The sequence below is a fragment of the Microbacterium sp. CH12i genome, assembly GCF_000685355.1.
Classification (GTDB): Bacteria; Actinomycetota; Actinomycetes; order Actinomycetales; family Microbacteriaceae; genus Microbacterium.
This window is the reverse complement of sequence record NZ_JHET01000002.1, coordinates 64,061-88,595: the sequence shown is the minus strand read 5'-3', so window position 1 is coordinate 88,595 and position 24,535 is coordinate 64,061. Positions and strand designations below refer to the sequence as shown.

Sequence of the window (24,535 nt, the reverse complement as noted above, 5' to 3'; positions counted from 1 at the left end):
GCTCACGCGCGGACTGTTGATTCGCGCACCACGAGCGTGGCCGGAAACTCTTGCGTGGCAGGAAGCGGCGCGGTGGGGTCAGCAAGCTGCTGCAGCAGCAAGGCGCCAGCGGCGCGGCCGAGCTCGTAACCCGGCTGGCGCACACTTGTCAGCGGCACGACCGTCTGGCTGGCCTGTTCTACGTCGTCGAAGCCCACGAGTGCGATGTGTTCCGGTACGGAGACGCCGTGCCGGAGTAGTTGGGTGAGCACGCCGATTGCCACCATATCGTTGCCGGCAAAGACCGCATCCGGCCGCTCCTCGACAGGCCGCGCCAGCACGGTCTCTGCCGCGCTCAGTCCGTCTGCAATCGACAGCCCTTTGGTCGGGATCACCCACACCTGCGCGCCACTGTCGGCAACGGCATCCTGCAGGCCAGCAAGGCGCTCAGCGACCTGGACGACGCTTTGCGGGTCGCCGATGAACGCGATTCGGCGCCGCCCGAGACCGACCAGATGCGCGCCTGCCAACCGTGCACCGCCACGATCATCGAAGAGCACCGAAGCGACCTTGGTCGAGTCGTGCGCGGGTCCCACGGTCACCGAGCGGATGCCACGATCGGCAAGTTGCTCGAGGCGTGGAGTGACATCGCCGAGTGGAGAAATGATGATGCCCTGCGCACGATGCTTCTCGAACATTTCGATATTGCGTAGCTCCTGCTCGCCATCACGATTGCTGTTGCTGAAGAACAGCGACCACCCGCCTTCGCGTGTGACTTCTTCGACACCCCGTGAGAGTTCGTTGAAGTAGGGGAGCCACGCATCCAGCAGGATCAGCGCGAGGGCCTTGCTGGATCCGGCACGCAACTGTCGAGCAGACTCGTTGGGGACGAAACGCAACTGCTCGATCGCTGCCCGCACGCGCTTGCGGGTCGCCTCGCCCAGCATGTGCGGATGGTTCAGGTAGTTCGAGACCGTCGACGAAGACACCCCGGCGACGGCGGCGACGTCTTTTACGCTGGCGGTCATCGTGCCCCTCGATGTTGTCGGATGCGGCGGAGTGCTCAGCATATCCGAGCCGATTGGCACGTGACAATTAATCCTTGACACTGTGCCCATGTGCTCTTAGCCTGGGATCACACTTCGATTTGCAACGTGCCAATTGAGGCGACAACAAAGGGGTTCGATCTCGATGAAAATTGGTTGCCACGGTCTGGTCTGGACAGGATCATTCGACGCTGACGGCATCCGCCTGGCGGTTGAAAAGACCAAGGCGGCCGGCTTCGACCTGATCGAGTTCCCTCTGATGGACCCGTTCAGCTTCGACGTCGCCGCAGCCAAGGCGGCCATCGAAGAGCACGGTCTCGCTGTGAGTGCGTCGCTCGGTCTGTCTGAGGCGACTGACATCACCAGTGCCGACCCCGCCGTGGTCGCGGCAGGTGAAGCGCTGCTTCTGCGCGCTGTCGACATCGTCGCGGAACTTGGCGGCGAGCACTTCTGCGGCGTGATCTACAGTGCGATGCGCAAGTACATGGATCCGGTCACTCCGGAGGGGCTGGTCAGCAGCAAGCAGACGATCGCGAAGATTGCCGATCATGCGAGCGAGCGCGGCGTGACCGTGTCGCTCGAGGTTGTCAACCGCTACGAGAGCAACGTGCTCAACACGGGCAGGCAGGCGCTCGCCTACGTAGCGGATGTCAACCGCCCGAACCTCGGTGTGCATCTCGACACCTACCACATGAATATCGAGGAGTCGGATATGTTCGCGCCGGTTCTCGACACTGCAGCGAAGTTGAATTACGTGCACATCGGCGAGAGTCACCGCGGCTACCTCGGCACCGGCACCGTCGATTTCGACAACTTCTTCAAGGCGCTCGGGCGCATCGACTTCCAGGGCCCGATCGTGTTCGAGTCGTTCTCGTCTGCGGTGGTTGCTCCTGACCTCAGTCGCATGCTCGGAATCTGGCGGAACCTATGGACAGACAATGTCGAGCTGGGTGCGCACGCGAACGCATTCATCCGCGACAAGCTCGTCGCAGTGGACTCGATTCGCCTGCACTGAGCCGTACTTGTGATGAACTTGTTATTACAGGTCTTCCGCTTCCGCGGTTGAGTAGGTACATTTAGATACAACTTGCATCTCCATGGATGCTGGTACAGAATTGATCCGATGTTTAAAGTGCGCGGTTTTCGTCACTCGGGCAGAGGGCATACACGACCTTCAAGGAAGCAGGTGAGTAGATGAGCGATCCGATCCTCCGGGTGGAAGGCATCAGCAAGGGATTTCCTGGGGTGCAGGCACTCAAGGATGTACACCTTGAGGTGCACTCGGGCGAGGTGCTCGTCCTCGTGGGCGAGAACGGTGCCGGCAAGTCGACGCTCATGAAGATCCTGTCCGGGATCTACACGCGCGACGAGGGCACGATCGTCTTCGAAGGTCAGGAAGTCGAACTCACGAGTCCGCTCCAGGCGCAGCAGCTCGGCATCACGATTATCCATCAGGAGATGAACCTGATGCCCGACCTCACGGTCGCACAGAACATCTACATCGGTCGCGAACCCACCTCAGCGCTTTTGCTGTCCGAGCGCCGGATCAACAGGCAGACGACCGAACTATTGCAGCGGCTCGACATCGATCTTGACCCTCGCCAGAAGGTCGGCGAGCTCACGGTTGCCAAGCAGCAGATGGTCGAGATCGCCAAGGCGCTGTCGTTCAACGCCAAGGTGCTCATCATGGACGAGCCCACCTCGGCACTCACCGACAGTGAGGTCGAGACGCTGTTCGTGCTGATCGAGCAGTTGAAGGCGCGCGGCACTGGCATCGTCTACATCTCGCACCGAATGGATGAGCTCAAGCGGCTCGCCGATCGGGTGTCGGTGCTCCGAGATGGGTCATACATCGGATCATTGGAGAAACAAGAGATCAGCGTCTCGAAGATCATCGAGATGATGGTTGGCCGCGTAATCGATGAAGGAACCCGTCCGACGGCTCATGACCACCAGAACGACCCCGTCGTTTTGGACGTCGTGAACCTGTCGACGAAGGCGCTCTTGAAGGACGTCAGTTTCCAGTTGCACCGTGGCGAGATCCTCGGCTTCGCTGGCCTCATGGGCGCGGGACGCACCGAGACGGCCAGAGCTGTGATCGGCGCTGATCCTCGTTCCGGCGGGACGATCACGATCAACGGCAGAGACGCCAAGATTCGTCAGCCAGAAGATGCTGTGAAGCGCGGTGTCGGATACCTGTCCGAAGACCGCAAGCAGTTGGGGCTGATGCTCGAGCAGGATGTCACGTTCAACACCGTGCTGGCATCTCTCGGCCGCTACGCGAACGCGATCGGTTGGATGGGCGACAACAAGGCCAAGAACCAGACCAAAGAGTACGTGCAGCAGTTGCGAGTGAAGACGCCCTCGGTCAACCAGGTCGTCAAATTGCTGTCTGGTGGAAACCAGCAGAAGGTTGTTATCGCCCGTTGGCTGATGCGCGACTGCGAAATCCTCATCTTCGATGAGCCGACGCGAGGCATTGACGTCGGCGCGAAGGAAGAAATCTACCGACTGATGCAGCAGCTCGCTGACGCCGGCAAGTCCATCATCGTCATCTCGTCGGAGCTTCCCGAGATTCTGCGTGTCGCCAACCGCATCGCGGTGTTTGCGAACGGTCGAATCACCGGAACGCTCCGCAACGAAGAAGCCAGCCAGGAGAAGATCATGCAACTAGCAGCCCACGGGGAGGAAGACTGATGAGCACCCCACAGCAGTCCGGAGAGACGACTACCGTCATCCAGCAGGCCGTCACCGAAGACACCAGCAAGCGTGATGTCCGAGGTTTTCTGAAGCGTCAGGTCCAGCAGTCGCTGGCCTTCGGGACGCTCATCGTCCTGGTGATCTTCTTCTCGATCGCGAGCCCGAGCTTCTTCACCTTCAGTAACATCGCCACGGTGCTGCTGTCGACAGCAGTCATCGGCATCCTGGCCCTCGGCACGACCTTCGTCATCATCACCGGCGGCATCGATCTGTCACTCGGTACGGGCATGGCGCTGTGTGCGGTGATGACCGGTGTGATCATCACGAACATGGGCCTTCCCGTCTGGGTCGGCGTGATCGGCGGCATCGGCACCGGTGTGTTGATGGGACTCGTCAACGGCGTGAACGTGACCTTCCTGCGCCTGCCGCCGTTCATCGCCACGCTCGCGATGATGATGATCGCCGGTGGACTCGCGCTGGTCATCTCCAACGTCGCCCCGATCTACTTCTCGACATCCGCTCCGGACTTCAAGAAGATCGCACTCGGCATGATCATCCCCGGCATCCCGAATGCGGTGCTGATCACCGCATTGCTCGCGATCGTCGCGTACGTGGTGCTCTCCAAGACGCTTCTCGGCCGCTACACGTTCGCGATCGGCTCGAACGAGGAAGCGACCAGGTTGTCGGGTGTGAACACTCGCCGCTGGACGATCCTTGTCTACATGTTCTCGGGTGCCTTCACGGGTGTCGCCGGCATCGTCATCGCCTCACGCCTTGACTCGGCTCAGCCCCAGATCGGCACCGGCTACGAACTGCAGGCGATCGCCGCCGTCATCATCGGTGGCACCTCGCTGCTGGGTGGCCGTGGCTCGATCATCGGCACCGTCATCGGCGCCTTGATCATGAGCGTCCTCGTCAACGGCCTGCGGATCATGTCGATCCAGACCGAATGGCAGAACATCGTGGTCGGCGTCGTCGTGCTGCTCGCCGTGTTCCTCGACTCGCTGCGAAACCGCCAGCGCACCTGATCATCGGGTGGCGGCGATTCCCGTACCTGCCGCCACACGATCGGCCTCGGCCGAAACCGCGGAGCGATCCGCACCGGCACACCACCGGAATGTCCACACAGAGTCGGCCGCAAGGCCGGCACCACACACAGAACAACGGAGTTTCCATGCGATTTGGCAAGAAGACCGCATTCGCGGCACTCGTGGCCGCATCCGCGCTTGTGATGGCAGGATGCGCGGGCGGCGGCGACGTCGTCGATGAGGGCGCTGGCACCAGCGGCGGCAGCACTGACGGCGAAATGTACATCGCCCTCGTCTCGAAGGGCTTCCAGCACCAGTTCTGGCAGGCCGTGAAGAAGGGCGCCGAAGACAAGGCCGCCGAGCTCGGCGTGAAGATCACGTTCGAGGGCCCTGCCGCCGAGACCGAGGTTGCTCAGCAGCTCGAGATGCTCACGACGGCAATCGACAAGAACCCGGATGCCATCGCCTACGCAGCCCTCGACCCCGAGGCGTGCGTTGCTCCACTCGAGCAGGCCAAGGCCAAGGACATCCCGGTCGTCTACTTCGACGCACCCTGCAACGGTGACGTGGGCCTGAGCCTGTCGGCCACTGACAGCAAGGTTGCTGGCGCCCTCGCAGCAGAGCACATGGCAGAGCTGATCGGCGGCAAGGGTGAAGTCGCCATCGTTGGTCACTCCCAGATCAACTCGACCGGTGTCGAGCGTCGCGACGGCTTCGTCGACAAGATCGAGGCTGACTACCCCGACATCAAGATCGTCGACATCCAGTACGGCGACGGTGACCACCTGAAGTCGGCTGACATCGCCAAGGCCATGATCGCCGCGCACCCCGACCTCGCGGGCATCTACGGCACCAACGAAGGCTCGGCCATCGGTGTTGTGAACGCTGTCAACGAGCTCGGCCTGGAAAAGGGCAAGATCACCATCATCGGCTTCGACTCCGGTGCTGCACAGATCAACGCCATCAAGGACGGCACCATGGCCGGCGCCATCACGCAGGACCCGATCGGCATCGGCGCACAGGTCGTTCAGGCCGCGTACGATGCAGCCAACGGCAAGTCGGTCGAGAAGTTCTACGACACCGGCTCGTACTGGTACGACGCCAAGAACATCGAAGACCCGAAGATCGCTGCAGTTCTCTACGAGTGATCTGATCATACGAAAGCGGTCCCTCACCTTCGGGTGGGGGACCGCTTTCGTGTCAGTGCACGCGTGACGCCGCTGGACGAGTGCGGGCGGATGCCTCAGCCCAGAGTGAGCAGGCGGGCGGGGTTTGCGACCAGCATCCGCTCGACCGCCTCATCGCCGATGGCGTCGCGCAGGCGCGGCAGGTACCGGTCGCCGAGGTACGAGAGGCCGGGCATGCCGCCATAGGAGATGTACCGGGTGCGGCGCGCGACGTCGCCGCCGAGCAGGATGCGATCGGCTCCTGCCTCATCGACGACCTGCTCGGTCAGCGCCAATAGTTCGGCATCGCTGCGGGTGCGCGGGCGCGCGAAGCCGTCGTATCCGAGGTAGGCGCCGCGTTCGGCGAGCGAGACATGCAGGGCGGCATCGGGATCGCGGTCGGCGTGCGCGAGCACGACACGATCGGATGCCACGCCCTCTGCCGCCAGCAGATCGAGAACCTCGTGCGCCGCGGTGCAGAACTCCAGATGCACCATGATCGGCGCATTCGTCTTGCGGTGTGTGGCGGCCAGCGCGTCGAGCGTGGTGCGCTCGAATGGGCTGATGCGCCAGTAGTCGATGCCGCCCTTGAGTAGCCCCGCCCGGATAGGAGCACCCTTCGACGTGCGTGCGGCCGTGACATCGGGGGTCTCGAAGATCTCGGCGTCGTTGGCTGCCATGCCTGCGGTGAGGTCGGCGACGAAGAGTGTCGTCAGCTGCTCGACGTTCCACACCTGCATCGGATGATCGTCGCCGTAGTGCGCCTCGCGGTGCCGCCCGGTGGTGGCGACGATGTGCAGACCGGCTGTCTTGCTGATGCGCGCGAGGGCTTCGGGATTGCGCCCGAGGCCGAAGGGGGTGGCATCCACCATCGCGGCGAAGCCGCTGGTCTGCATCAGTGCGGCCTCAGCACCCGAAGCGGCTTCGTCGTCAAGCTCATCGCCCACAAGGAGCGGGGTGACCTGGAAGAGATGCTCGTGGTAGTTCGTCGGACCGAGGGTAGCTGGGTCGATATCGCCGAGAACGGTGCGGATCGCCGTCATGTGCGCTTCCGCCTTTGCTGTCATCGTCGTGCGAACTCCGCCGACTGTGCGAGTTGTTCCACGATATCGGGCGTGAGCTGAAGTTCGAAAACGTCGGCGACGACCTGTGACCAACCGTGGATGAAGTAGCGCCACCCGTCGACGACGTGCAGCACGCGCGCAGCCTCGGTCGCGCGTGCCTGGTGCAGGAACTCCAGCGATCCGCGGTAGTTGAATTCCCACACGTAGGCGCTTCGGGGAAAACGATGTCGTCGGGCAGCGGGGAGCCAGGACGATCCTTGCCCAGGCCGGTGGCGTTGACGATCAACGAGCCTTTGGGCGCCGCGGCGACGATTGCGGCGGCGTCTTGCGGAGTATCGGTGCGGACGTACTCGATGAGTCCTTCACGCGTGCCGTGCTGGCGGTGCACCTCGCGCAGGTGCTCGAGCTTTTCGTCATCGCGGGCGGTGATCGTGATCTTGATCGGGGCATCGCCGCGTTCTGCGAGTGCCCAACTGAGAGCTGTGCCCGAACCGCCGGCGCGAGAATGACAACTTCGGCGCGCGTGGTCGTGAAGTAATCAGCGGGCAGGAAGTCGCCGAGTGCCAGGTCGACGGTGATCGGATCCTTGGCGCGGCCGGACAGCGTGGAGCCGCGCTTCGCGATGCTCGAGATCTCAGAGCACGACACCGCGAACGGGTCGAGTTCGTCGAAAAGATCGGATGCCGCGGCGTACACATTCATCTTGTGCGTGGTGACCAGGGCGCCACGGTGGTGGGGGTCATCACGGATCTGCTCGACGAGCGCGCGGTACTGCTCGGGGGTGGCATCCATCGGCAGATCGTGGCCGATCAGGGTGCGCGTGGGGAGACCCAGGATGTCGGCCCATAGGGGGAAGACCTGCATGATCGACGACGAACCGGTAGTCACGCCAACGAAGCCCATGTAGTCGGCAGTGGAATCGGCTGCAGCTGGGGTGGAAGCGGTGGTCATGGGGAGCCTTTCGGGTGAGTTCAGGTCGCGAATATCGCCGTTACACGGCCGGAGCGTGAACGGGGAACCGGGGCTCGCGCCCCGCGAGCACGGCGAGCACATCGTCGAGCGAGTACGAGCCCATGTTGTCGACGGCCTGCGTGGTCTGAGCGCCGAGATGCGGGGTCACGATCACCCGGTCGGCGAGGTCATCAGCGAGAAGTGGACTGCCGGATGCCGCGGTGTCGCCGTCGAGCGTGTCTGCGGCGTAGCCGGCGAGGCGTCCATCGTTCAGCGCTGCGGCGACAGCCTGCTCATCGATCAAGTCGGGCCGGGCGGTATTGACGATGACGGTGCCAGGACGCATTGTCAGAAGACGGGCGGTGTCGACGAGTCGCTGCCCACCAGGAGCGTGCAGCGTGATGACATCGGCAGTCTGGAACAGCTCGTCGAGTGGCATCGGCTCTGCGCCAAGATCGCGGATGCGGTCAGCGGGGAAGTACGGGTCGGCGGCGATGACGCGCGTGCCGAACCCGCCCAAGCGCCGTGCGACGCCCTGACCGATGCGACCGAAGCCGACGATTCCCACCGTCGCGGCTCCGAGTTCGCGGCCGCGCCGGACGCTCCAGTCGCCCTGGCGTACCCGGCGGTCGCCGTCGGGGATGGTCCGGAGGGCTGCGAGCATGAGTCCGATCGCGTGGTCGGCGACGGCATCCGCATTCGCGCCGGGGGTGTTGGTGACCAGGATGCCGCGGGCCTCAGCCGCGGCCAGATCTACCGCCTCAGTGCCGACGCCGTAGCGCGCGATCACTTTGAGGTTCGGGGCGGCGGCGAGGTGCGCGTCGGTCACCGGTCCAGTGCCGGCGATCCAGGCATCCGCCGTCGCGAGCAGGGGAGCGAGGTCTATGAGGTCGTGGTGTGCGGGGCCGCGGACGATCTCGTGCCCGGCATCCTGCGCGCGAGCGATGAGGTCGAGCGAGCCGTCCGAGAATGAGCGGCTGGTGGCGAGGATGATTCCCATCAGTGTGCTCCGTCTGCTGTTGGCGCTGCGGCAAACCAGGGTGCCAGGGCGTCGTATGCCGAAGTGAAACGGTCGTGGCGTTTGGCATAGATGGCGTGGCGAGCAGCATCCGGTGTGAATTCTGCTGTCACCTCGCTGAGCGCGCGTGCCGCCGAGAAATCGGCGAGTCCGAGACCGACCGCGCCGGTTACCGCGGCACCGAGGCTGTTTGCCTCCTCCACGATCGTGCGGCGGCGTACGGTCACGCCCCACACATCGGCGAGGATCGCGAGCAGCGCATCGCTTTGTGCGCCGCCGCCGACAGCATCGATGCGGTCGATCATGGCGCCCGATTCGCGGAACGCATGGATGCTGGTGAGCAGATTGAATCCGATTCCCTCCAGCACGGCGCGCACAAGGTGTTCGCGAGTGTGGTGGCGGCCGATGCCGAGGAAGGCGCCGCGGGCGTTGGGGTCCCAGATGGGGGAGCGCTCGCCGAGCAGATAGGGGAGGAAGTAGAGATCCTCAGTGTCGAGGTCGCTGCCCGCATCGGCGGTCAGTCGCGCAGTCTCGGGATGCTTCGGGTCGGCGGAGAGTGCTTCTGAGATCCATTGGATCGAGCCGCCACCGGCCTGCATCGTTGCGGTGGGGACGAAGCTGTTCGGCACGACGTTGTCGAACGTGAAGGTGCGCATCTTCGCGTCGTGCAGCGGAGCATCACTCGCGAACGAGATCCACGACGAGGTGCCCAGGCACACGTACGCGCCGTCCTCTGGTGCGACGATCCCGGATCCGACGGCCGCCATCGGCCCGTCGCCGCCGCCCATCACCACGCGCACGCCGGTGTGGAGGCCCAGTGCGGATGCCGCGGCATCCGTCAGCACGCCCGCGATGGCCGTCGAGTCGAGGATCTCTGGGAACAATGTGCGGTCGAGGCGGGCCGCTGCGAGGACCTCTTCGGACCAGTCGCCCTTCCGCTGGTCGTAGGCGTTCGTGCCGGAGGCGTCGGAGCGATCGGTGGCAAGGCGGCCGGTGAGCTGTTGGACGATGTAGTCCTTTGCCACGCAGAAACGGCGGACTCGGGCCCAGACCTCTGGCTCATTGTCGCGCACCCACATGACCTTTTCGATCGAGTAGGTCGGGTTCAGTCGATGTCCGAGCACTTTGTAGGCGTGCTCGGCGCCGAGCGCGCGTTCGAGTTCGCGCTGCTGTGCACCCGAACGGGTGTCGGCCCAGATGATCGCCGGGCGCACGGGCACGCCCGCGGCGTCGAGGAGGACGGCGCCCATCATCTGGCCGCTGACGACCAGACCCGTGACATCGGCCGGCGTTATGCCGGTGCGGGAGAGGAGCTCGCGGGTGGCTGAGACGACGGCATCCCACCAGTCGTTCGGATTCTGCTCCGCGACGCCGCCGGCGGCGAAATGCGCGGGGTATCCAACGGTGGTGGAGGCGACCAGACGGCCATCGTCATGGTGCAGTGAGGCCTTGTTCCCGGTCGTGCCGAGGTCGTGGGCGATGATCACAGTTCGTGCCTGCTTCGGTGATTGCGGTTCCGGATCGTGCTGTTTTGGAGTATACCTGTAATTACAAGACATGTAAGTACAAGTTCGAGGAGAGCACCGTGAGCACCCATCCCGTCGTGGACATTCCCACTCTGCTGGAGATCTCGCCGCAGGGCGGCATCGAAGGGCGCTCGCGCCGCTATGAGAAGTTTCTGGGAGACATGGATGGCGTCTACCGCGATGACCAGGCGTGGCAGGATGTCGTCGGCGAGCGTGGCGTCGACGAGTTGGTCTACTGGGTCGATGACCACCGCTACCAGGAGGGTCCCGGATCGCTGATCGTCGGGACAAGCGCACTGCTACCGGGTCGTTACGGCGAGGAGTTCGCCGTCACCCGCGGCCACCTGCATGCGATCGCCGATCGTGCTGAGCTGTATTACTGCCTGAGCGGGCGCGGTGTGATGCTGCTCGAGACGCTGGACGGGCAGACCTCCGCCATTGAACTGACCCCCGGCAAGGCCGTCGATGTTCCGGGGCACTGGATCCACCGCAGCGTGAACGTTGGCGATGAGCCATTCGTCACCCTGTTCTGTTATGCGGCGGATGCCGGGCAGGACTACGCCGTGATCGCCGAGGCCGGGGGCATGAAGAACCTCGTCGTCGCGGATGGTGACGGCTGGGTACTGAAGGATAACCCGGATCACACCGGGTATCAGGCGACCTGACCTTAACCTCGGCACTGTTGACGAGGTGGACGATAGTGTCATCGATCATGGATGCTGTGGCAGATGACGCCCGTACGCGGCCAGGGTTGCGACTCGGGCTCCCGCTCGCGATCGCAGCGGCGCTCTCCTTCGGGATGTCGGGCGCGTGGGCGCGCGGACTCATCGACGCGGGATGGACGCCGGGTGCTGCGGTCACCGTGCGGATCTGGGTCGCAGCTCTCGTGCTGCTGATCCCCGCCGTCGCCGCATTGCGTGGTCGGTGGCGCCTGCTGCGCCGCAACGTCGGGATCATCGCCGCCTACGGGCTGCTCGCGGTGACGGCGACGCAGCTGTTCTACTTCCAGGCTGTCGCCGTGATGGACGTCGGACTCGCCCTCCTCATCGAGTACACCGCGCCGATCGCCGTCGTGCTCTGGCTCTGGATGCGACGCGGCGAGAAGCCCACCGGTCGGAGCGTCCTGGGTGCCTGATCGCGTTCTTCGGTCTCGTTCTCATGCTCGACGTACTCTCCGGTCGCAGCGTCGATGTCGGTGGCATCCTCTGGGCATTCGGTGCGATGGTGGGGGCTGCGGCGTACTTCATCCTGTCGGGGAAAAGCGGCACCGGACTACCGCCGATCGTGCTTGCGGGGTCTGGCCTGTTCGTCGGCGCGGTCGGGCTCGCTGTTGCGGGTCTGATTGGCATCCTCCCGATGGCCTGGAACACGGATGACGTCGCCTACCGCTTCGGGCCTGGGTATTGGTCAGCACCGTGGTTCGTCCCTGTGCTGGCATGGGGATCATCGCGACAGCGCTGGCCTACGTGCTCGGGATCGCATCGACGCGGCTCCTCGGCTCGCGGCTGGCGTCGTTCATTGCGCTCGCCGAGGTCATCGCTGCGCTGCTGTTCGGCTGGCTGCTGCTCGGCCAGCTGCCGAACCTTCTGCAGGGCATCGGGGCGGCGCTCGTGCTGGTGGGCGTCGTCGTCGTGAAACTCGGCGAGCCCGCGGCATCCGTAGCGGGAGATCCGGTGCTCCCGGGCTGAGTCCCATGCCGGTCGCAGGTCCCGGGCCGAGCCCCATGCTCGGGTCGCACGTCTTGCCGCTTCAAGCCCCTCCAAGCGGCAAGAAGTGCGACCCGAAAGCCCGGGCGGGCGGTGCGCAGAAGCCCCTTGATCTCAGCCCGGTACGGGGTGAGACTTGCGATGCCGGCGTTCGAACGGAGCCGGATCACGTGCAGGAAAGGGAACCGAAATGGCACACGGCGACATCACCCACATCGACATCCCCGTCACGGACATGGCCCGGGCGAAGGCCTTCTACTCCGGGCTGTTCGGCTGGGAGATTGCGGAGATCCCCGGGTTCGAGGACTATCCGATGTGGCAGGCACCGAACAAGATCAGCGGAGGCGGGCTCGCCCCGCGCAGCGCAGACTTCAGCCAGCCGCGCTCATACGTCGAGGTCGACTCGATCGACGAGACGATTACGGCGGCTGTGGGAGCCGGGGCGAGCGTGGCCATGGACAAGCAGCCGATCAGCGAGACGAGCTGGTGGGCTGTCATCGTCGACCCGGACGGCAACTCGATCGGGCTGTACGAAGGGGTTACCGACGCAGGCTGATCGTTCGCGTCGCGATTTTCGTCGCTCCGCCACGCGCCAGGCGGCAGCGATTGCGACCTGAATGCGCGGGATCAGAGCGCCCGTCTGTATACGTTGCGTCGCTTCGGATCGCCGATAGGCTCCTCCGAAGCGATTTATGTATACACTAGCTATGTGAGCACCGTAGTCGAGCGAACCAGAGCGAGCGATCGCGCCTATGCGACGTTGCTCGAAGAGATTCAGTCCGGCGACCTCGCTCCCGGCACAGTGCTTGCCGAAGTCGAGCAGGCTGCTCGCCTCGGCGTCAGCCGCACGCCGCTACGCGAAGCGCTGCAACAGCTCAGTGCGGACGGGCTCGTCGAACAGCAGTCGCCGCGGGTCACCGTTGTCACCGACATCGACGCGGACGACATCCGCTCGTTGTTCGAGATTCGTCGTGCGCTGGAGGAGTCCGCCGCGCGTCTCGCAGCCGAACGCGGCGACGCTGAGATGTTCGCGGGACTTGCATCCGAGTTCGCGGACGCCGGAGCATCCCTCAATGCTCAAACAGGGCGCGACAACTACTACGCGCTCATCGCCCGCTTCGATCGCGCCGTCGATGCCGCCGTCGATAATGACTACATCGCATCCGCACTGCGCACGGTTCGCACGCACCTCGTGCGGGTGCGGCGCCTGTCGCGCGACAACCCGCAGCGGCTGACGGCATCCGTGGCTGAGCATCGACTCATCGCCGAGGCACTCGCCGAACGCGATGGCGACCTTGCCGCCCACGCCACGCACGTGCACCTGCGGAACGCCCTCACCAGCATTCTCGATTCCCTCCCCTCTGACAGTGAAGGACCGTCATGACCGTTAACCACCACGTCCGCGTTTACAAGAGTGAAGAAGACCTGCCCCGCGAAGGGCAGCTGGCCTGGAAGATCGCCGAGGTTGCCACCGACACCGTCGAGGTCGAGCAGGATGTCGTCGACATGATCATCAACCGCATCATCGACAACGCTTCTGTGGCCGCAGCATCCCTGACTCGCGGTCCGATCATCGCTGCACGCGACCAGGCCTTCAGCCACCCGGCATCCACCGGCGGAAACGGCGCGACGGTATTCGGTGCCCCGCTCGACAAGCGTACGAGCCCCGAGTGGGCGGCGTGGGCCAACGGTGTTGCGGTGCGTGAACTCGATTACCACGACACTTTCCTCGCCGCCGAGTACTCGCACCCCGGCGACAACATCCCGCCGATCCTCGCGGTCGCGCAGCATGTCGGCGCCGATGGTCGCGCGCTCGTCCGCGGCATCGCGACCGGCTACGAGATCCAGGTCGACCTGGTGAAGGCGATCTGCCTGCACAAGCACAAGATCGACCACGTCGCCCACCTCGGCCCATCGGCCGCCGCCGGCATTGGAACCCTTCTCGGCCTGAACACCGAGACCATCTATCAGGCCGTTTCGCAGGCGCTGCACACCACCACGGCCACGCGTCAGAGCCGCAAGGGCGAGATCTCGACCTGGAAGGCGCACGCCCCGGCCTTCGCGGGAAAGATGGCCGTCGAAGCAGTCGACCGTGCGATGCGCGGCCAGACCAGCCCTTCGCCGATTTACGAGGGTGAAGACGGCGTCATCGCCTGGATGCTGGATGGCCCGGATGCCGCATACGAGGTGCCGCTGCCCGCCGCGGGCGAGGCCAAGCGCGCCATTCTCGACACGTACACGAAGGAGCACTCGGCCGAGTACCAGGCGCAGGCCTGGATCGACCTTGCCCGCAAGCTGCACGGTGAGGGCATTGACACCACAGCCATCGAGTCGGTCGTGCTGCACACCTCGCACCACACGCACTATGTGATCGGCTCCGGCGCGAACGACCCGCAGAAGTACGACCCGACCGCTTCGCGCGAAACGCTGGATCACTCGATTCCGTACATCTTCACTGTCGCGCTGCAGGATGGTTCGTGGCACCACGTTGACTCGTACGCTCCCTCACGGGCAGCGCGGGCCGACACCGTCGAGCTGTGGAACAAGGTCACCACGCTTGAGGATGCCGAGTGGACCCGTCGCTATCACTCGAACGACATCAGCGAGAAGGCCTTCGGCGGACGAGTGGAGATCACGCTCAAGGACGGCACTGTCGTTGTGGATGAGATCGCGGTCGCGGATGCTCACCCGCTGGGTGCGCGGCCGTTCGCTCGTGACAACTACATCGCGAAGTTCCGCCTGCTCGCTGCTCCGGTTCTCGAAGAGGCTGAGATCGAGCGGTTCCTCTCGCTCGTGCAGCGTCTTCCCGAGCTCACCGCTGCCGAGGTCGCAGAGCTCTCGATCATCGCGAAGCCTGGTGTCGTGGCATCCGAGCCGTCTACCAAGGGTCTGTTCTGATGGGCGCCCCGGCACGCGCTTCGCAGAACAACACGCTTCTCGCACGTTCTCGCCGAATCTCTGCGAGTTCAGTGCTGTTCTGCGAGATCTCGGAAGGAGTGGACTGATGCTGTACGCCAGAACCACGCCCGCCGAGAAGCGGCGACTGTTCCGCGAGCGGCTCGCAACCGGTGAGCTGCTGCGCTTTCCTGGTGCGTTCAACCCGCTGTCGGCCCGGCTCATCGAGCAGAAGGGCTTCGAGGGCGTCTACATCTCGGGCGCCGTGCTCGCTGCTGACCTCGGCCTGCCCGACATCGGGTTGACGACGCTCACCGAGGTTGCTGGCCGCGGTCAGCAAATCGCGCGGATGACCGAGCTGCCCGCGATCATCGACGCTGACACCGGCTTCGGTGAGCCGATGAACGTCGCGCGCACCATCCAGACGCTGGAGGATGCCGGTCTCGCCGGTGCCCACATCGAGGACCAGATCAACCCGAAGCGATGCGGTCATCTCGACGGCAAGGCTGTCGTTGATCTGGGTACTGCGGCGAAGCGCATCCGTGCCGCCGTCGACGCGCGTCGCGATGAGAACTTCCTCATCATGGCGCGCACCGATATCGCCGCCGTCGACGGCCTGGAGGCTGCGAAGGATCGGGCGAAGGCGCTCGTCGATGCGGGTGCTGACGCGATCTTCCCCGAGGCAATGCGGTCGCTGGAGGAGTTCGCGGCGATCCGTGCGGCGGTCGACGTGCCTATCCTGGCGAACATGACGGAGTTCGGCAAGAGCGACCTGTTCTCGGTCGACCAGCTGCGGGATGTCGGTGTGAACATCGTGATCTGGCCGGTGTCTCTTTTACGTTTGGCGATGGGTGCGGCAGGCCGTGGCCTCGATACGCTGAACGAGCAAGGACATCTCACCAGCACGCTCGGCGAGATGCAGCACCGCGCCGACCTCTATGACCTGATCGATTACGAGTCGTACAACCATTTCGACTCTGGCGTCTTCAACTTCACAATTACGAAGGAGTAAGCAGTGGCTGACAACGACATCAAAAAGGGCCTCGCGGGGGTCGTCGCCGACGAGACGGCGATCAGCAAGGTCAACCCCGAGACGAACAGCCTGCTGTACCGCGGTTACCCGGTGCAGGAGCTGGCGGCGACCCAGCCTTTTGAGGCTGTTGCCTACTTGCTGTGGCACGGCGAGCTGCCGTCTGCTTCGCAGTTGGCGGATTTTCGCGCCACGGAGCGCGCCAACCGTGCGTTGTCGCCCGCTGTCAAGGAGGCGATCGATCGCCTGCCGATCGACTCGCACCCGATGGACGAGGTACGTACTGCGGTCAGCGTGATCGGCGCGATCGAGACGGCGGGGATCAGCAACGTTCTGGATGCTGTCGGCACGCCTTCTGAGAATTTGGAGCGGAGCCTGAAGCTGTTCGCGACGCTCCCGGCGATCGTGTCGTACGGCCAGCGTCGTCGTCGTGGTCTTGAGATCGTCGAATCGCGTGATGACCTCGACTACGCCGCGAACTTCCTGTGGCTGACGTTCGGCGAAGAGCCGGATGCTGTCGTGGTCGATGCGTTCAACCGCTCGATGATCCTGTATGCCGAGCACTCGTTCAACGCATCGACGTTCACCGCGCGCGTCATCACCTCGACTCTGAGCGACCTGTACTCGGCGGTCGTCGGCGCGATCGGCGCGCTGAAGGGTCCGCTGCACGGTGGAGCCAACGAGGCTGTGATGCACATCTTCGATGAGATCGGTTCGGCCGCTGAGGTCTCGGGATGGCTTGACACCGCGCTCGCCGAGAAGCGCAAGATCATGGGCTTCGGCCACCGCGTCTACAAGCGCGGCGACTCGCGCGTGCCGACGATGAAGGCAGCGCTCGACACTCTGGTCGCGCATTATGACCGTCCGGATGTCGCCGAGCTCTATGACACCCTCGAGGGCGAGTTCGTCTCGCGGAAGGGCATCTACCCGAACCTCGATTACCCCTCGGGCCCGGCGTACAACCTGATTGGCTACGACACTCTGACGTTCACACCGCTGTTCATCGCGGCGCGCATTACGGGGTGGACCGCGCACATCCTCGAGCAGCAGGCGTCGAACGCGCTGATCAGGCCGTTGTCGGCGTACAACGGTCCGGATGAGCGGCACATCGAGGAGTATGTGCCCGATACTGCGGCGGTTGAGGTGCAGGAGCGGGCTGAGGAGGCGGTTGGCTGATGGCTTCTTCGCCGCGCGAAAAGGTTGCGATTGTTGCCGGTGCTCGCACCCCGGTGGGACGCTTCGGCGGTGCGTTCAAGGAGACTGCTGCGCACGAGCTGGGTGCTACCGCGACGATTGAGGCGCTCAAGCGTTCGGGTGTTTCTCCCGATCGGGTCGGCGAGGTCATCATCGGAACCATCGGCCAGGTCGCGGGCGACGCCTACATCTCGCGTCGGATCGCGCTCTCTGCCGGGCTTGATGTGAACACTCCGGCGTTCACGGTGAACCGGCTGTGCGGCTCCGGTCTGCAGGCGATTTGGTCGGCGGCGCAGGAGCTGCTCTGGGGTGGGATCGACGTGGCAGTTGCCGGCGGTGCGGAGAACATGACGCGAATGCCGTTCTACGACTTCAACGCGCGGTTCAATGATCGACTGGGGGACAGGACTCTTGTCGACGGAACCGTCGGAATCCTCACCGACCCTTTCTCGAACAAGCACATGGGTGTTACTGCCGAGAATGTGGCTTCACGTTTTGGAATCGGTCGCGCTGAGCAGGATGCCTTCGCCCTTGAGTCGCAGCGCCGGGCCGCGACGGACGCTGCACAGGCGGCGTTCGCCGAGGAGATCGTTTCCGTGACCACTTCCGGTCGCAAGCCGGTCGAGGTCTCGAAGGACGAGCACCCACGCCCGGATACGACGCTCGAAGGGCTCGCCAGTTTGCGTGCAGCGTTCGCCGACGATGGCACGGTCACAGCCGGCAACGCATCTGGTATCAACGATGGTGGCGCGGCCACAGTGCTGATGCGCGAAGCGGACGCTCGCGCCGAGGGTGCACCAGTGCTGGCGACCATCGAAGCAATCACCACTGCGGCTCTTGAGCCAGAGATCATGGGCTACGCACCCACGCTCGCGCTGAAGAAGCTCTTCAAACAGACGGGGCTTACGCCTGCGGATATCTCGACCGTGGAGCTGAACGAGGCTTTTGCGTCGCAGGCGCTTGCGGTGATCCGCGATACGGAGCTCGACCCCGCTCGGGTGAACCCCTACGGTGGGGCTATTGCACTCGGACACCCTGTCGGGGCGACCGGGGCGATCCTGACCGTGCGCGCCGCACTCACATTGCAGCGCACCGGTGGCGAGTACGCCATCGTCACCATGTGCATCGGTGGCGGGCAGGCGCTCGCGGCGCTGCTCAAGCGCGGCTAAGGGGGCGTCCGTTCAGGCGGCAATACCCTGCATAGCGACAGAAACGAACTCGGACGGCGTGAAAATCAGTCCTCGTTGGCGGATTACTTCCTCCACAGAGGACGGTACACTTGTCGGTCCGAAATCGTTGCGCCACGGGAAGGACCAGCGGACGCAAGGAAACCTGTGTTTGTGGGGCTTGATGCTGGAAGATCACGCTAAATCAATGACACTCTCCAACCGGTTAGGTACATATTGAAGGCGATGAGCTGCGCGTTGCCGCAGACTTCACCGTCCCCTTCAATAACAACCAAGCGGAGTGAGAAATCAGGCTAGTCAAGCTCCGCGGAAAGATCTCCGGATTCGTACGATAGCTCACGGGCGCGGAGCACTTCGTGAATGTCGGTACGTGATGTCCGCCGCCCGCTAACAAGTCGTAGGCGAGTTCGACATCATCCCGGCGGGTTCACTGAGTGTTTGGAGCCGTGAGCCCACCGTTTATTGCCTGTTATTGCCCGCGTTCAAGAGCATGGCTCAGCACACCATCGAGCTGCCGGTCTGCGTGAGTCCGACACGCAGCCGGTACGGTCGGCAAATGTGGGCAACGCTTGCCCGCGGCAGAAAAACACGTCTGGCACAAGCGCGATCACGCGCTGCAGCGCTACTACGACACCCACCCCGAACGCTTCCACGGCCGGCCCGTCACGCCATCACTCGCCGACCAAATCGGCATTAGCCTGCCCAAAGCAGCAACCACGAGCTGACCCCGTGACTCCACACAGCTTGACATCGAGCGAATGCCGGAGTCTTCCGCTGAGCTTCTCGCACAGTCATCCATATTGGCTGATTTTGCGGGTTCGGTGAGCGGATGGAGCATCGGAATACAGCAACTGCGGAGGATATTTGTGGCCCATTCTATCCGGAGTCAAGGTCATTGTCGACCAATGTCGACAATGACCTTGACTCCGGATAGCCCGGTATGCAAAGTTAGAGATATCGGGGCGATGACGCCCGCGATCAGGTGGGGAAACCTGTAATCCGCCGACGAACTGGAGCCAGCCATGACCGATGTTATTAGCCCGCTAGAGCGAGTGAAAAAGCAACTCGCCGCGCCGCTCGACAGAGCCAAGTCGCTCAAGAGCCTCATCCGTGCCGAGGCCGCGAATACACAGTCGGCAGGCCAGATTAGTCAGAAGGTCATCGACGCGCTTGACGAAGCGGAGCTGTACTGGTTCGCCGTGCCGACTGAGCTCGGCGGTGAAGACGCATCTATGCGCGAGCGGTTTGAGCTCTTCGAAGAGGTTGCGAGCTACGATGCCTCTACTGGATGGTCATATATGACGCTAGCGGGCTTCAATGGCTACTCGAGCGTCGGACTTGGTGACGATGCTGTCCGTGAGCTCTTCGTCGAACGTGACCCTCGCGCCCGCACTTCGGGCTTTGCAGGGCCGTCCGGCGTCGCGGTCCCCGTGGAGGGCGGCTACCGACTCACGGGCAAGTACCGTTTCGGCAGCGGTGTTCTTCATGCGACGCACTTCGCAGCGGGCGCGTTCATCGATGGCACAGACAAGATCGTCACTGGGTTCGTACCGCGTGAGCACGTCACCGTGACCGGTGGGTGGGATGTCTTCGGCTTGAAGGGTAGTGGCAGCGTCGACTTTGAAGTCAACGACGTCTTCGTCCCTGAACAGTATTTCTTCAGCCCTGTCGATTACGTTCCACTGCGTGGTGGAGCGGGTGGCCGGATGGACTTCGGGTCGACGGCGATTGCCTATCATTCGGCGGTGTCGATCGGTAACGCGAAACACGCGCTGCAAGAGATCGTGAAGATCGCAGATGCGGGTAGGCAAGTCCCAGGTCATGACAAGATCATTGACCAGGCACGCTTCACCTACGAGTTCGCGCACCATGAATCCCGGCTCGAAGCGGTGCGCGCGCTCACCCTGAGCAACATCGAGAACGCCCGCGTGAAGATCGAATCAGGCGAGGAGATGGACGATTTCGACAAGGCCCGGTTCTTCCAAGCAGGCAACCTCGTCCACGAGGTCTCTCGTGAGGTCGTGGAGTTCGCTTTCAGATGGGCGGGTACCTCGCCGGTTCGAGACGGATCGGCACTTGGTCGGGCACTGCTAGATAGTCTTGTTGCGCAACAGCACGCTCACGTCGACCATCACAAGGTTGTCGAAGCGGCACCGGCCATCATTGACCACTACCGAGTTGGCTAGGGGCATCATGACAGGTCTATTGCAGGGTAGGGTCGCCGTCATCACCGGAGGAGCGAGCGGCATCGGTCTCGCGACTGTCGAGCGATTCGTTGCCGAGGGCGCGCGAGTGGTCATCGGCGATATCGCCGATGAGAACGGGCGAGCCGTCGCCGACAGGCTCGGCGATGCGGCGGTGTTCGTGCACACCGATGTCACTGATGAGAAGGCGATCGAGGCGATTATTGCCGCGGCGGTAGATTCTTACGGACGTTTGGACGTCATGTTCAACAATGCGGGCAATCAGGGTGATGTGTCGCCGATGTCTGATCTCAATGCGGACGGATTCGACCGAACGCTCGCGTTGCTTACCCGATCCGTGGCACTTGGCCACAAGTATGCGACGAAGCAGTTCCAGAAGCAGGGGGGCGGCGGCACAATCGTCTCGACCTCCAGCACGGCTGGTCTGCAGGGTGGGTGGGCAGGCGCAGCCTACACAGCCTCCAAGCATGCTGTGATCGGGCTCATCCACCAGGCGGCGGCAGAACTCGCGCCGCTCGGCATCCGCTCCAACGCGATTGCCCCCGGGACCATCATGACGCCGATCATGGCGAACGCCTTCGGGGTGCCGGCGGAGAACGCGAGCGAGTTCCTTCGCTACTTGGAGCAGGAGCTCGGTCCGAAGCTTCCAATCGGTCGCGTCGGACTGCCGGAGGAGATCGCCGACGTGGTCGTCTTCTTGGCGAGCGAACTCTCTCGATACGTCACTGGAGTCGTCGTGCCTATCGACGGCGGCGCCACCGCCATTACACAGGGCAGCTTCGGCGTCGATGTCGTGAAGGCCGCTGAGGAGTTCTCGAACGGAGCACGAGCGAGCGCGTGAGTTCAAGGCCCGCACGCAGCCAGGGGTCCCCGGCCGCGTGCGGGCCTTTCCACGTTTCCTTTTAGGTAGGTCTAACGTGATGTACGGCAGCCGGGCCGAAAGCACGCGTCGGAAAGAAGAGAAAGTTTCACCCATGAAGGCATCTATTGCATTCGGCCTTGGACTCGGATTCACACCCAGAGAGGTCTCGATCGCTGATCCGCGCGGCAGGGAAGTGCTTATCGAAGTGCGAGCCTCCGGGCTCTGTCACAGCGATGTACATCTGGCCCAGACCGATTTCGGCATCGTCATGCCTGCGGTCTTTGGCCACGAGGCAGCGGGCATCGTGGCGGCGATAGGCCCGGATGTGACAACGATCGACGTCGGCGATCATGTCGTGGCGTGCCTCGTGCAATATTGCGGGCTGTGTGCCGATTGCGTCGCCGGAAGGCCGTACGCATGCAACAACAAAGGAGCGACCCTTCGCGGGGTCGGGATGCCTCCACGGGTGAGCTTTGATGAGGGACCACTGAACCAGGTGTACGGAATCGGTGGGTTCGCCGAGCAGGCACTTGTGCACGAGAATCAGCTCGCCGTCGTGAATAAGCAGATCCCTTTCCCCCAAGCCAGCATTCTCGGCTGCGCGACCGTCACCGGCGCAGGTGCCGCGATTAACTCCGCGCAGGTGCGAGTCGGTGACACGGTCGCGGTGATCGGCACCGGCGGTGTCGGGTTGAACACCATCAGCGGTGCCCGGATTGCGGGCGCACTACGCATTATCGCGATCGATATCGACGACACAAAGCTCAGGGCGGCGAAGCGATTCGGAGCCACCGACACAGTGAATGGCGCCGACGTGGACGCCGTTCAGGCAGTCCTCGACCTTACCAATGGCGGCGTCGATCATGCGTTCGAGGTGATCGGGCTCGAGGCCACGCAGCAGCAGGCCGTCCAGATGGTGCGGTCAGGGGGCGGCGCATATTTCGTGGGCCTTGCGAAACCTGATGCCAAGATCGAGCTTCCCAGTTCGCTCCCGATGCTTCGCGCGCACAATAGCGTCGTCGGCGTGCATATGGGTTCGACCAACCCGAAGCACGATATCCCCCTGTACGCCGACCTCTATGTTCAGGGACGGCTCAATCTCGATGACCTCGTTTCACAGGAGATATCGCTCGGTGACATTGACGACGCATACGAGCAGCTCGCCCGTGGGGGCGTGATCCGCTCCGTCATCACGTCGTTCTGAACCGACGATATCGACGCATTCGCGTGAAAGCGGGCGCTTTCGGCGCGCGTTCCGGGCGTAGGGCAGTCTCCCGATGGCGGATATACGGTTCCTTTGTGTTCTGTCTACAACGGTCGACTACAGTCGACTGATGCGCTACGCTGGAGAAACTCGCTGCCAGAGCCGGCTGCGAGAGACACGGGTTTGAACCGCGTCTCAACCTCACAGCAGCAATGGAGTACTGCGATGACACGAAGAAGTGTAGGCAAGATCAGTGGCACGAGGATGGCGTTCGTGGCGTTCGGCGCGACGATCGCGTTGGCGCTGACGGCATGCGCCGCCGGCACGTCAGAGCCTGGCGCTGATGATGACTCAACGATCAAGATCACCGTCTTGGCGGACATCACAGGTCCTGCGGCGTTCTACGGAGAGGCCATCAAGGATTCGGCGGAGTTCACGGTCGAGAAGATCAACGCTGACGGCGGGCTCTCTGGCCGCACGATCGACCTGGTGGTGCGTGACACTGCGTCCGCGGCGAGCACCGCAGCGTCTTTGATGAATGATGCGATCCTCGATGACACGGACGCTGTCATTTTCGGAGTCCTCACCGAGGAGGCTCTCACGATCGCGCCGCTTGCTCAGGAGGCGGGACTTCCGGTGATCAATGTACAGGTGGGCGGCGACGGTGTCGTTGAGACGGGTGACGCCATCTGGCGGATCACACCACCGCAGCCTAATTTCGTACCGACCTACGCGAAGTACATCGCGGACGTCGTTGGCGCAAAGACTGCTGCGGTTTTCTATGATTCGGACAATGCGGCCACGGTGAAGGTCGCGGCAGAAGCGCTGCCCGCAGCCTTCGACGATGTGGGCATCGAACTTCTGAACTCGGTGTCGAGCACGTCAACGGAGACCGATCTCACAACAGCCGTAACGAAGCTGCTTGAGGGGGATCCGGACTTCATCCATGTGCATGCCATCGGTTCCCAGAACATCGCTGTCATCACGCAACTTCGGCGCGCGGGATTCGAAGGCACGATCGGTGGAGGTACGGCGATCGGAGCGGGTGCACTGTCGGCCCTCGACGACGACCAGGCGAACGGGATCATCTACTACTCCTCGTTCGTCGGATCGGAAGACCTGCCACATGAGTCTGGACGCGCATTCACCAAGGCCTTCGAAGAAGCCACAGGCGAGCAGCCCAACACATTCCACGCTGAGACCTTCGATGCCTTCGGATTCATCGGCGCTGCCATCGAAGCGTCAGGCGACTCGTCTCGCAAGGGCGTGCTCGCCGGGCTCGCCGAAGTGGCAAAAGCAGGAGGCTTCGCCGGCGCGCAGGCCGATCCGATCACCTTCGACAACCGTAGCGCTGTGACCCCGGGATTCGTCATCGAATGGCGCGATGGTCACGAGACGCTCGCACCCGGACAGTAGGAAGTACGAGACGAGTCGGAGGAACGGTAGCGATACCGTCCCTCCGACTCGAAATCGGAGAGAAAATCCATGCAATATATTCTTAACGGGCTATCGCTCGGCGCTATTTATGCGTTGTTCGCGCTCGGGCTGAGCATCTCGTGGGCGGGCTTGAATATCCTCAACCTCGCACACGGGACCGTGTTCATGGCCGGGGCGCTGACCGCATGGTGGCTGACCACCACCGTTCCTGAACTGCCCTTCCCTCTGGTGCTGATCATCGCCGTGTTCGTGTGTGCGGCGATCGGGTTTCTCATGGAGATACTCATCTTCCGTCGGATCCGTCGCAGTCGAGTGATGAAGGCCAACAGACCCTAGCG

At 63.4% G+C, this 24,535-nt stretch carries 25 protein-coding genes; 19 read left to right on the top strand and 6 right to left on the bottom strand.

Annotated features, from left to right (window positions below):
* Positions 1 to 2: 2 nt before the first annotated feature.
* The gene (locus tag DC31_RS02190) at positions 3 to 1,007 is read right to left on the bottom strand and encodes a LacI family DNA-binding transcriptional regulator (protein WP_036276463.1); all 1,005 of its coding nucleotides are present in this window, start codon (positions 1,005 to 1,007) and stop codon (positions 3 to 5) included.
* A 163-nt stretch (positions 1,008 to 1,170) separates the two neighbouring features.
* Here DC31_RS02190 and DC31_RS02185 point away from each other — a divergent pair, with 163 nt between their 5' ends.
* The 4 genes from DC31_RS02185 (at position 1,171) to DC31_RS02170 (ending at position 5,901) form a co-directional block, all read left to right on the top strand.
* Positions 1,171 to 2,040 carry a sugar phosphate isomerase/epimerase family protein gene (locus tag DC31_RS02185; RefSeq protein WP_036276461.1) on the top strand — a complete coding sequence of 290 codons (870 nt, stop codon included), beginning with the start codon at positions 1,171 to 1,173 and terminating at the stop codon, positions 2,038 to 2,040.
* Positions 2,041 to 2,219: 179 nt separating this feature from the next.
* Positions 2,220 to 3,722, top strand: coding sequence for a sugar ABC transporter ATP-binding protein (locus tag DC31_RS02180; RefSeq protein ID WP_036276460.1), 1,503 nt, complete (start codon positions 2,220 to 2,222; stop codon positions 3,720 to 3,722).
* On the top strand, positions 3,722 to 4,753 hold the full coding sequence (locus DC31_RS02175) for an ABC transporter permease (protein ID WP_036276458.1): 1,032 nt from the start codon (positions 3,722 to 3,724) through the stop codon (positions 4,751 to 4,753). The genes DC31_RS02180 and DC31_RS02175 overlap by 1 nt, the downstream gene beginning before the upstream one ends.
* Before the next feature lie 146 nt (positions 4,754 to 4,899).
* Positions 4,900 to 5,901, top strand: a complete 1,002-nt coding sequence (locus tag DC31_RS02170) for an ABC transporter substrate-binding protein (RefSeq protein ID WP_036276456.1) — start codon at positions 4,900 to 4,902, stop codon at positions 5,899 to 5,901.
* Positions 5,902 to 5,996: 95 nt separating this feature from the next.
* Here the strand turns inward: DC31_RS02170 and DC31_RS02165 are convergent, their stop codons facing one another.
* The 5 genes from DC31_RS02165 to xylB form a co-directional block, all read right to left on the bottom strand.
* Positions 5,997 to 6,986, bottom strand: a complete 990-nt coding sequence (locus DC31_RS02165) for a phosphotriesterase family protein (protein WP_235201274.1) — start codon at positions 6,984 to 6,986, stop codon at positions 5,997 to 5,999.
* Entirely contained in the window at positions 6,983 to 7,186 is a 204-nt protein-coding gene (locus tag DC31_RS18980) for a hypothetical protein (protein WP_235201273.1), read from the bottom strand. Before DC31_RS18980 ends, DC31_RS02165 begins: the two co-directional genes overlap by 4 nt.
* 79 nt (positions 7,187 to 7,265) lie before the next feature.
* Entirely contained in the window at positions 7,266 to 7,934 is a 669-nt protein-coding gene (locus tag DC31_RS02160) for a hypothetical protein (protein WP_235201272.1), read from the bottom strand.
* Positions 7,935 to 7,974: 40 nt separating this feature from the next.
* A complete protein-coding gene (locus DC31_RS02155) occupies positions 7,975 to 8,934 on the bottom strand; it encodes a phosphoglycerate dehydrogenase (protein WP_081813685.1) in 960 nt (319 codons plus the stop codon).
* On the bottom strand, positions 8,934 to 10,439 hold the full coding sequence (xylB, locus tag DC31_RS02150; RefSeq protein ID WP_036276453.1) for a xylulokinase: 1,506 nt from the start codon (positions 10,437 to 10,439) through the stop codon (positions 8,934 to 8,936). Before xylB ends, DC31_RS02155 begins: the two co-directional genes overlap by 1 nt.
* Positions 10,440 to 10,537: 98 nt before the next feature.
* Between xylB and DC31_RS02145 the strand changes: the two genes are divergently transcribed.
* From DC31_RS02145 to DC31_RS19815, 15 genes are all read left to right on the top strand, one after another.
* The gene (locus tag DC31_RS02145; RefSeq protein WP_036276450.1) at positions 10,538 to 11,143 is read left to right on the top strand and encodes a glucose-6-phosphate isomerase family protein; all 606 of its coding nucleotides are present in this window, start codon (positions 10,538 to 10,540) and stop codon (positions 11,141 to 11,143) included.
* Positions 11,144 to 11,178: 35 nt separating this feature from the next.
* The gene (locus tag DC31_RS18975; RefSeq protein ID WP_235201271.1) at positions 11,179 to 11,613 is read left to right on the top strand and encodes an EamA family transporter; all 435 of its coding nucleotides are present in this window, start codon (positions 11,179 to 11,181) and stop codon (positions 11,611 to 11,613) included.
* Positions 11,614 to 11,914: 301 nt separating this feature from the next.
* Entirely contained in the window at positions 11,915 to 12,166 is a 252-nt protein-coding gene (locus DC31_RS18970) for an EamA family transporter (RefSeq protein WP_235201270.1), read from the top strand.
* A 208-nt stretch (positions 12,167 to 12,374) separates the two neighbouring features.
* Positions 12,375 to 12,740: a VOC family protein gene (locus tag DC31_RS02135; protein WP_036276448.1), complete on the top strand. Its 366-nt coding sequence runs from the start codon at positions 12,375 to 12,377 to the stop codon at positions 12,738 to 12,740.
* A gap of 153 nt (positions 12,741 to 12,893) precedes the next feature.
* Positions 12,894 to 13,568: a GntR family transcriptional regulator gene (locus DC31_RS02130; RefSeq protein ID WP_036276445.1), complete on the top strand. Its 675-nt coding sequence runs from the start codon at positions 12,894 to 12,896 to the stop codon at positions 13,566 to 13,568.
* On the top strand, positions 13,565 to 15,082 hold the full coding sequence (locus DC31_RS02125) for an MmgE/PrpD family protein (RefSeq protein WP_036276442.1): 1,518 nt from the start codon (positions 13,565 to 13,567) through the stop codon (positions 15,080 to 15,082). The genes DC31_RS02130 and DC31_RS02125 overlap by 4 nt, the downstream gene beginning before the upstream one ends.
* A 106-nt stretch (positions 15,083 to 15,188) precedes the next feature.
* The gene (gene prpB, locus DC31_RS02120) at positions 15,189 to 16,091 is read left to right on the top strand and encodes a methylisocitrate lyase (protein ID WP_036276440.1); all 903 of its coding nucleotides are present in this window, start codon (positions 15,189 to 15,191) and stop codon (positions 16,089 to 16,091) included.
* A 3-nt stretch (positions 16,092 to 16,094) separates the two neighbouring features.
* On the top strand, positions 16,095 to 17,285 hold the full coding sequence (locus DC31_RS02115; RefSeq protein WP_036276438.1) for a bifunctional 2-methylcitrate synthase/citrate synthase: 1,191 nt from the start codon (positions 16,095 to 16,097) through the stop codon (positions 17,283 to 17,285).
* Entirely contained in the window at positions 17,285 to 18,472 is a 1,188-nt protein-coding gene (locus DC31_RS02110; protein ID WP_036276435.1) for a thiolase family protein, read from the top strand. Before DC31_RS02115 ends, DC31_RS02110 begins: the two co-directional genes overlap by 1 nt.
* A gap of 587 nt (positions 18,473 to 19,059) precedes the next feature.
* Positions 19,060 to 19,215, top strand: a complete 156-nt coding sequence (locus DC31_RS18350; RefSeq protein ID WP_160173192.1) for a hypothetical protein — start codon at positions 19,060 to 19,062, stop codon at positions 19,213 to 19,215.
* A gap of 297 nt (positions 19,216 to 19,512) precedes the next feature.
* Positions 19,513 to 20,676, top strand: a complete 1,164-nt coding sequence (locus DC31_RS02105) for an acyl-CoA dehydrogenase family protein (protein WP_036276433.1) — start codon at positions 19,513 to 19,515, stop codon at positions 20,674 to 20,676.
* A 7-nt stretch (positions 20,677 to 20,683) separates the two neighbouring features.
* A complete protein-coding gene (locus DC31_RS02100) occupies positions 20,684 to 21,535 on the top strand; it encodes an SDR family NAD(P)-dependent oxidoreductase (RefSeq protein WP_036276431.1) in 852 nt (283 codons plus the stop codon).
* Positions 21,536 to 21,668: 133 nt separating this feature from the next.
* Entirely contained in the window at positions 21,669 to 22,760 is a 1,092-nt protein-coding gene (locus DC31_RS02095) for a zinc-binding dehydrogenase (RefSeq protein WP_036276429.1), read from the top strand.
* 225 nt (positions 22,761 to 22,985) lie between these two features.
* Entirely contained in the window at positions 22,986 to 24,176 is a 1,191-nt protein-coding gene (locus DC31_RS02090) for an ABC transporter substrate-binding protein (protein ID WP_081813684.1), read from the top strand.
* A 69-nt stretch (positions 24,177 to 24,245) separates the two neighbouring features.
* Positions 24,246 to 24,533: an ABC transporter permease subunit gene (locus DC31_RS19815; protein ID WP_036276426.1), complete on the top strand. Its 288-nt coding sequence runs from the start codon at positions 24,246 to 24,248 to the stop codon at positions 24,531 to 24,533.
* Positions 24,534 to 24,535: the final 2 nt, after the last annotated feature.

What these genes read in the sequence shown, in the direction of transcription:
- DC31_RS02190 (WP_036276463.1), bottom strand. Translation starts at nt 1,007, where the DNA reads ATGACCGCCAGCGTAAAAGACGTCGCCGCCGTCGCCGGGGTGTCTTCG.
- DC31_RS02185 (WP_036276461.1), top strand. Translation starts at nt 1,171, where the DNA reads ATGAAAATTGGTTGCCACGGTCTGGTCTGGACAGGATCATTCGACGCT.
- DC31_RS02180 (WP_036276460.1), top strand. Translation starts at nt 2,220, where the DNA reads ATGAGCGATCCGATCCTCCGGGTGGAAGGCATCAGCAAGGGATTTCCT.
- DC31_RS02175 (WP_036276458.1), top strand. Translation starts at nt 3,722, where the DNA reads ATGAGCACCCCACAGCAGTCCGGAGAGACGACTACCGTCATCCAGCAG.
- DC31_RS02170 (WP_036276456.1), top strand. Translation starts at nt 4,900, where the DNA reads ATGCGATTTGGCAAGAAGACCGCATTCGCGGCACTCGTGGCCGCATCC.
- DC31_RS02165 (WP_235201274.1), bottom strand. Translation starts at nt 6,986, where the DNA reads ATGACAGCAAAGGCGGAAGCGCACATGACGGCGATCCGCACCGTTCTC.
- DC31_RS02160 (WP_235201272.1), bottom strand. Translation starts at nt 7,934, where the DNA reads ATGACCACCGCTTCCACCCCAGCTGCAGCCGATTCCACTGCCGACTAC.
- DC31_RS02155 (WP_081813685.1), bottom strand. Translation starts at nt 8,934, where the DNA reads ATGGGAATCATCCTCGCCACCAGCCGCTCATTCTCGGACGGCTCGCTC.
- DC31_RS18970 (WP_235201270.1), top strand. Translation starts at nt 11,915, where the DNA reads ATGGGGATCATCGCGACAGCGCTGGCCTACGTGCTCGGGATCGCATCG.
- DC31_RS02135 (WP_036276448.1), top strand. Translation starts at nt 12,375, where the DNA reads ATGGCACACGGCGACATCACCCACATCGACATCCCCGTCACGGACATG.
- DC31_RS02125 (WP_036276442.1), top strand. Translation starts at nt 13,565, where the DNA reads ATGACCGTTAACCACCACGTCCGCGTTTACAAGAGTGAAGAAGACCTG.
- prpB (WP_036276440.1), top strand. Translation starts at nt 15,189, where the DNA reads ATGCTGTACGCCAGAACCACGCCCGCCGAGAAGCGGCGACTGTTCCGC.
- DC31_RS02110 (WP_036276435.1), top strand. Translation starts at nt 17,285, where the DNA reads ATGGCTTCTTCGCCGCGCGAAAAGGTTGCGATTGTTGCCGGTGCTCGC.
- DC31_RS02105 (WP_036276433.1), top strand. Translation starts at nt 19,513, where the DNA reads ATGACCGATGTTATTAGCCCGCTAGAGCGAGTGAAAAAGCAACTCGCC.
- DC31_RS02100 (WP_036276431.1), top strand. Translation starts at nt 20,684, where the DNA reads ATGACAGGTCTATTGCAGGGTAGGGTCGCCGTCATCACCGGAGGAGCG.
- DC31_RS02095 (WP_036276429.1), top strand. Translation starts at nt 21,669, where the DNA reads ATGAAGGCATCTATTGCATTCGGCCTTGGACTCGGATTCACACCCAGA.
- DC31_RS02090 (WP_081813684.1), top strand. Translation starts at nt 22,986, where the DNA reads ATGACACGAAGAAGTGTAGGCAAGATCAGTGGCACGAGGATGGCGTTC.
- DC31_RS19815 (WP_036276426.1), top strand. Translation starts at nt 24,246, where the DNA reads ATGCAATATATTCTTAACGGGCTATCGCTCGGCGCTATTTATGCGTTG.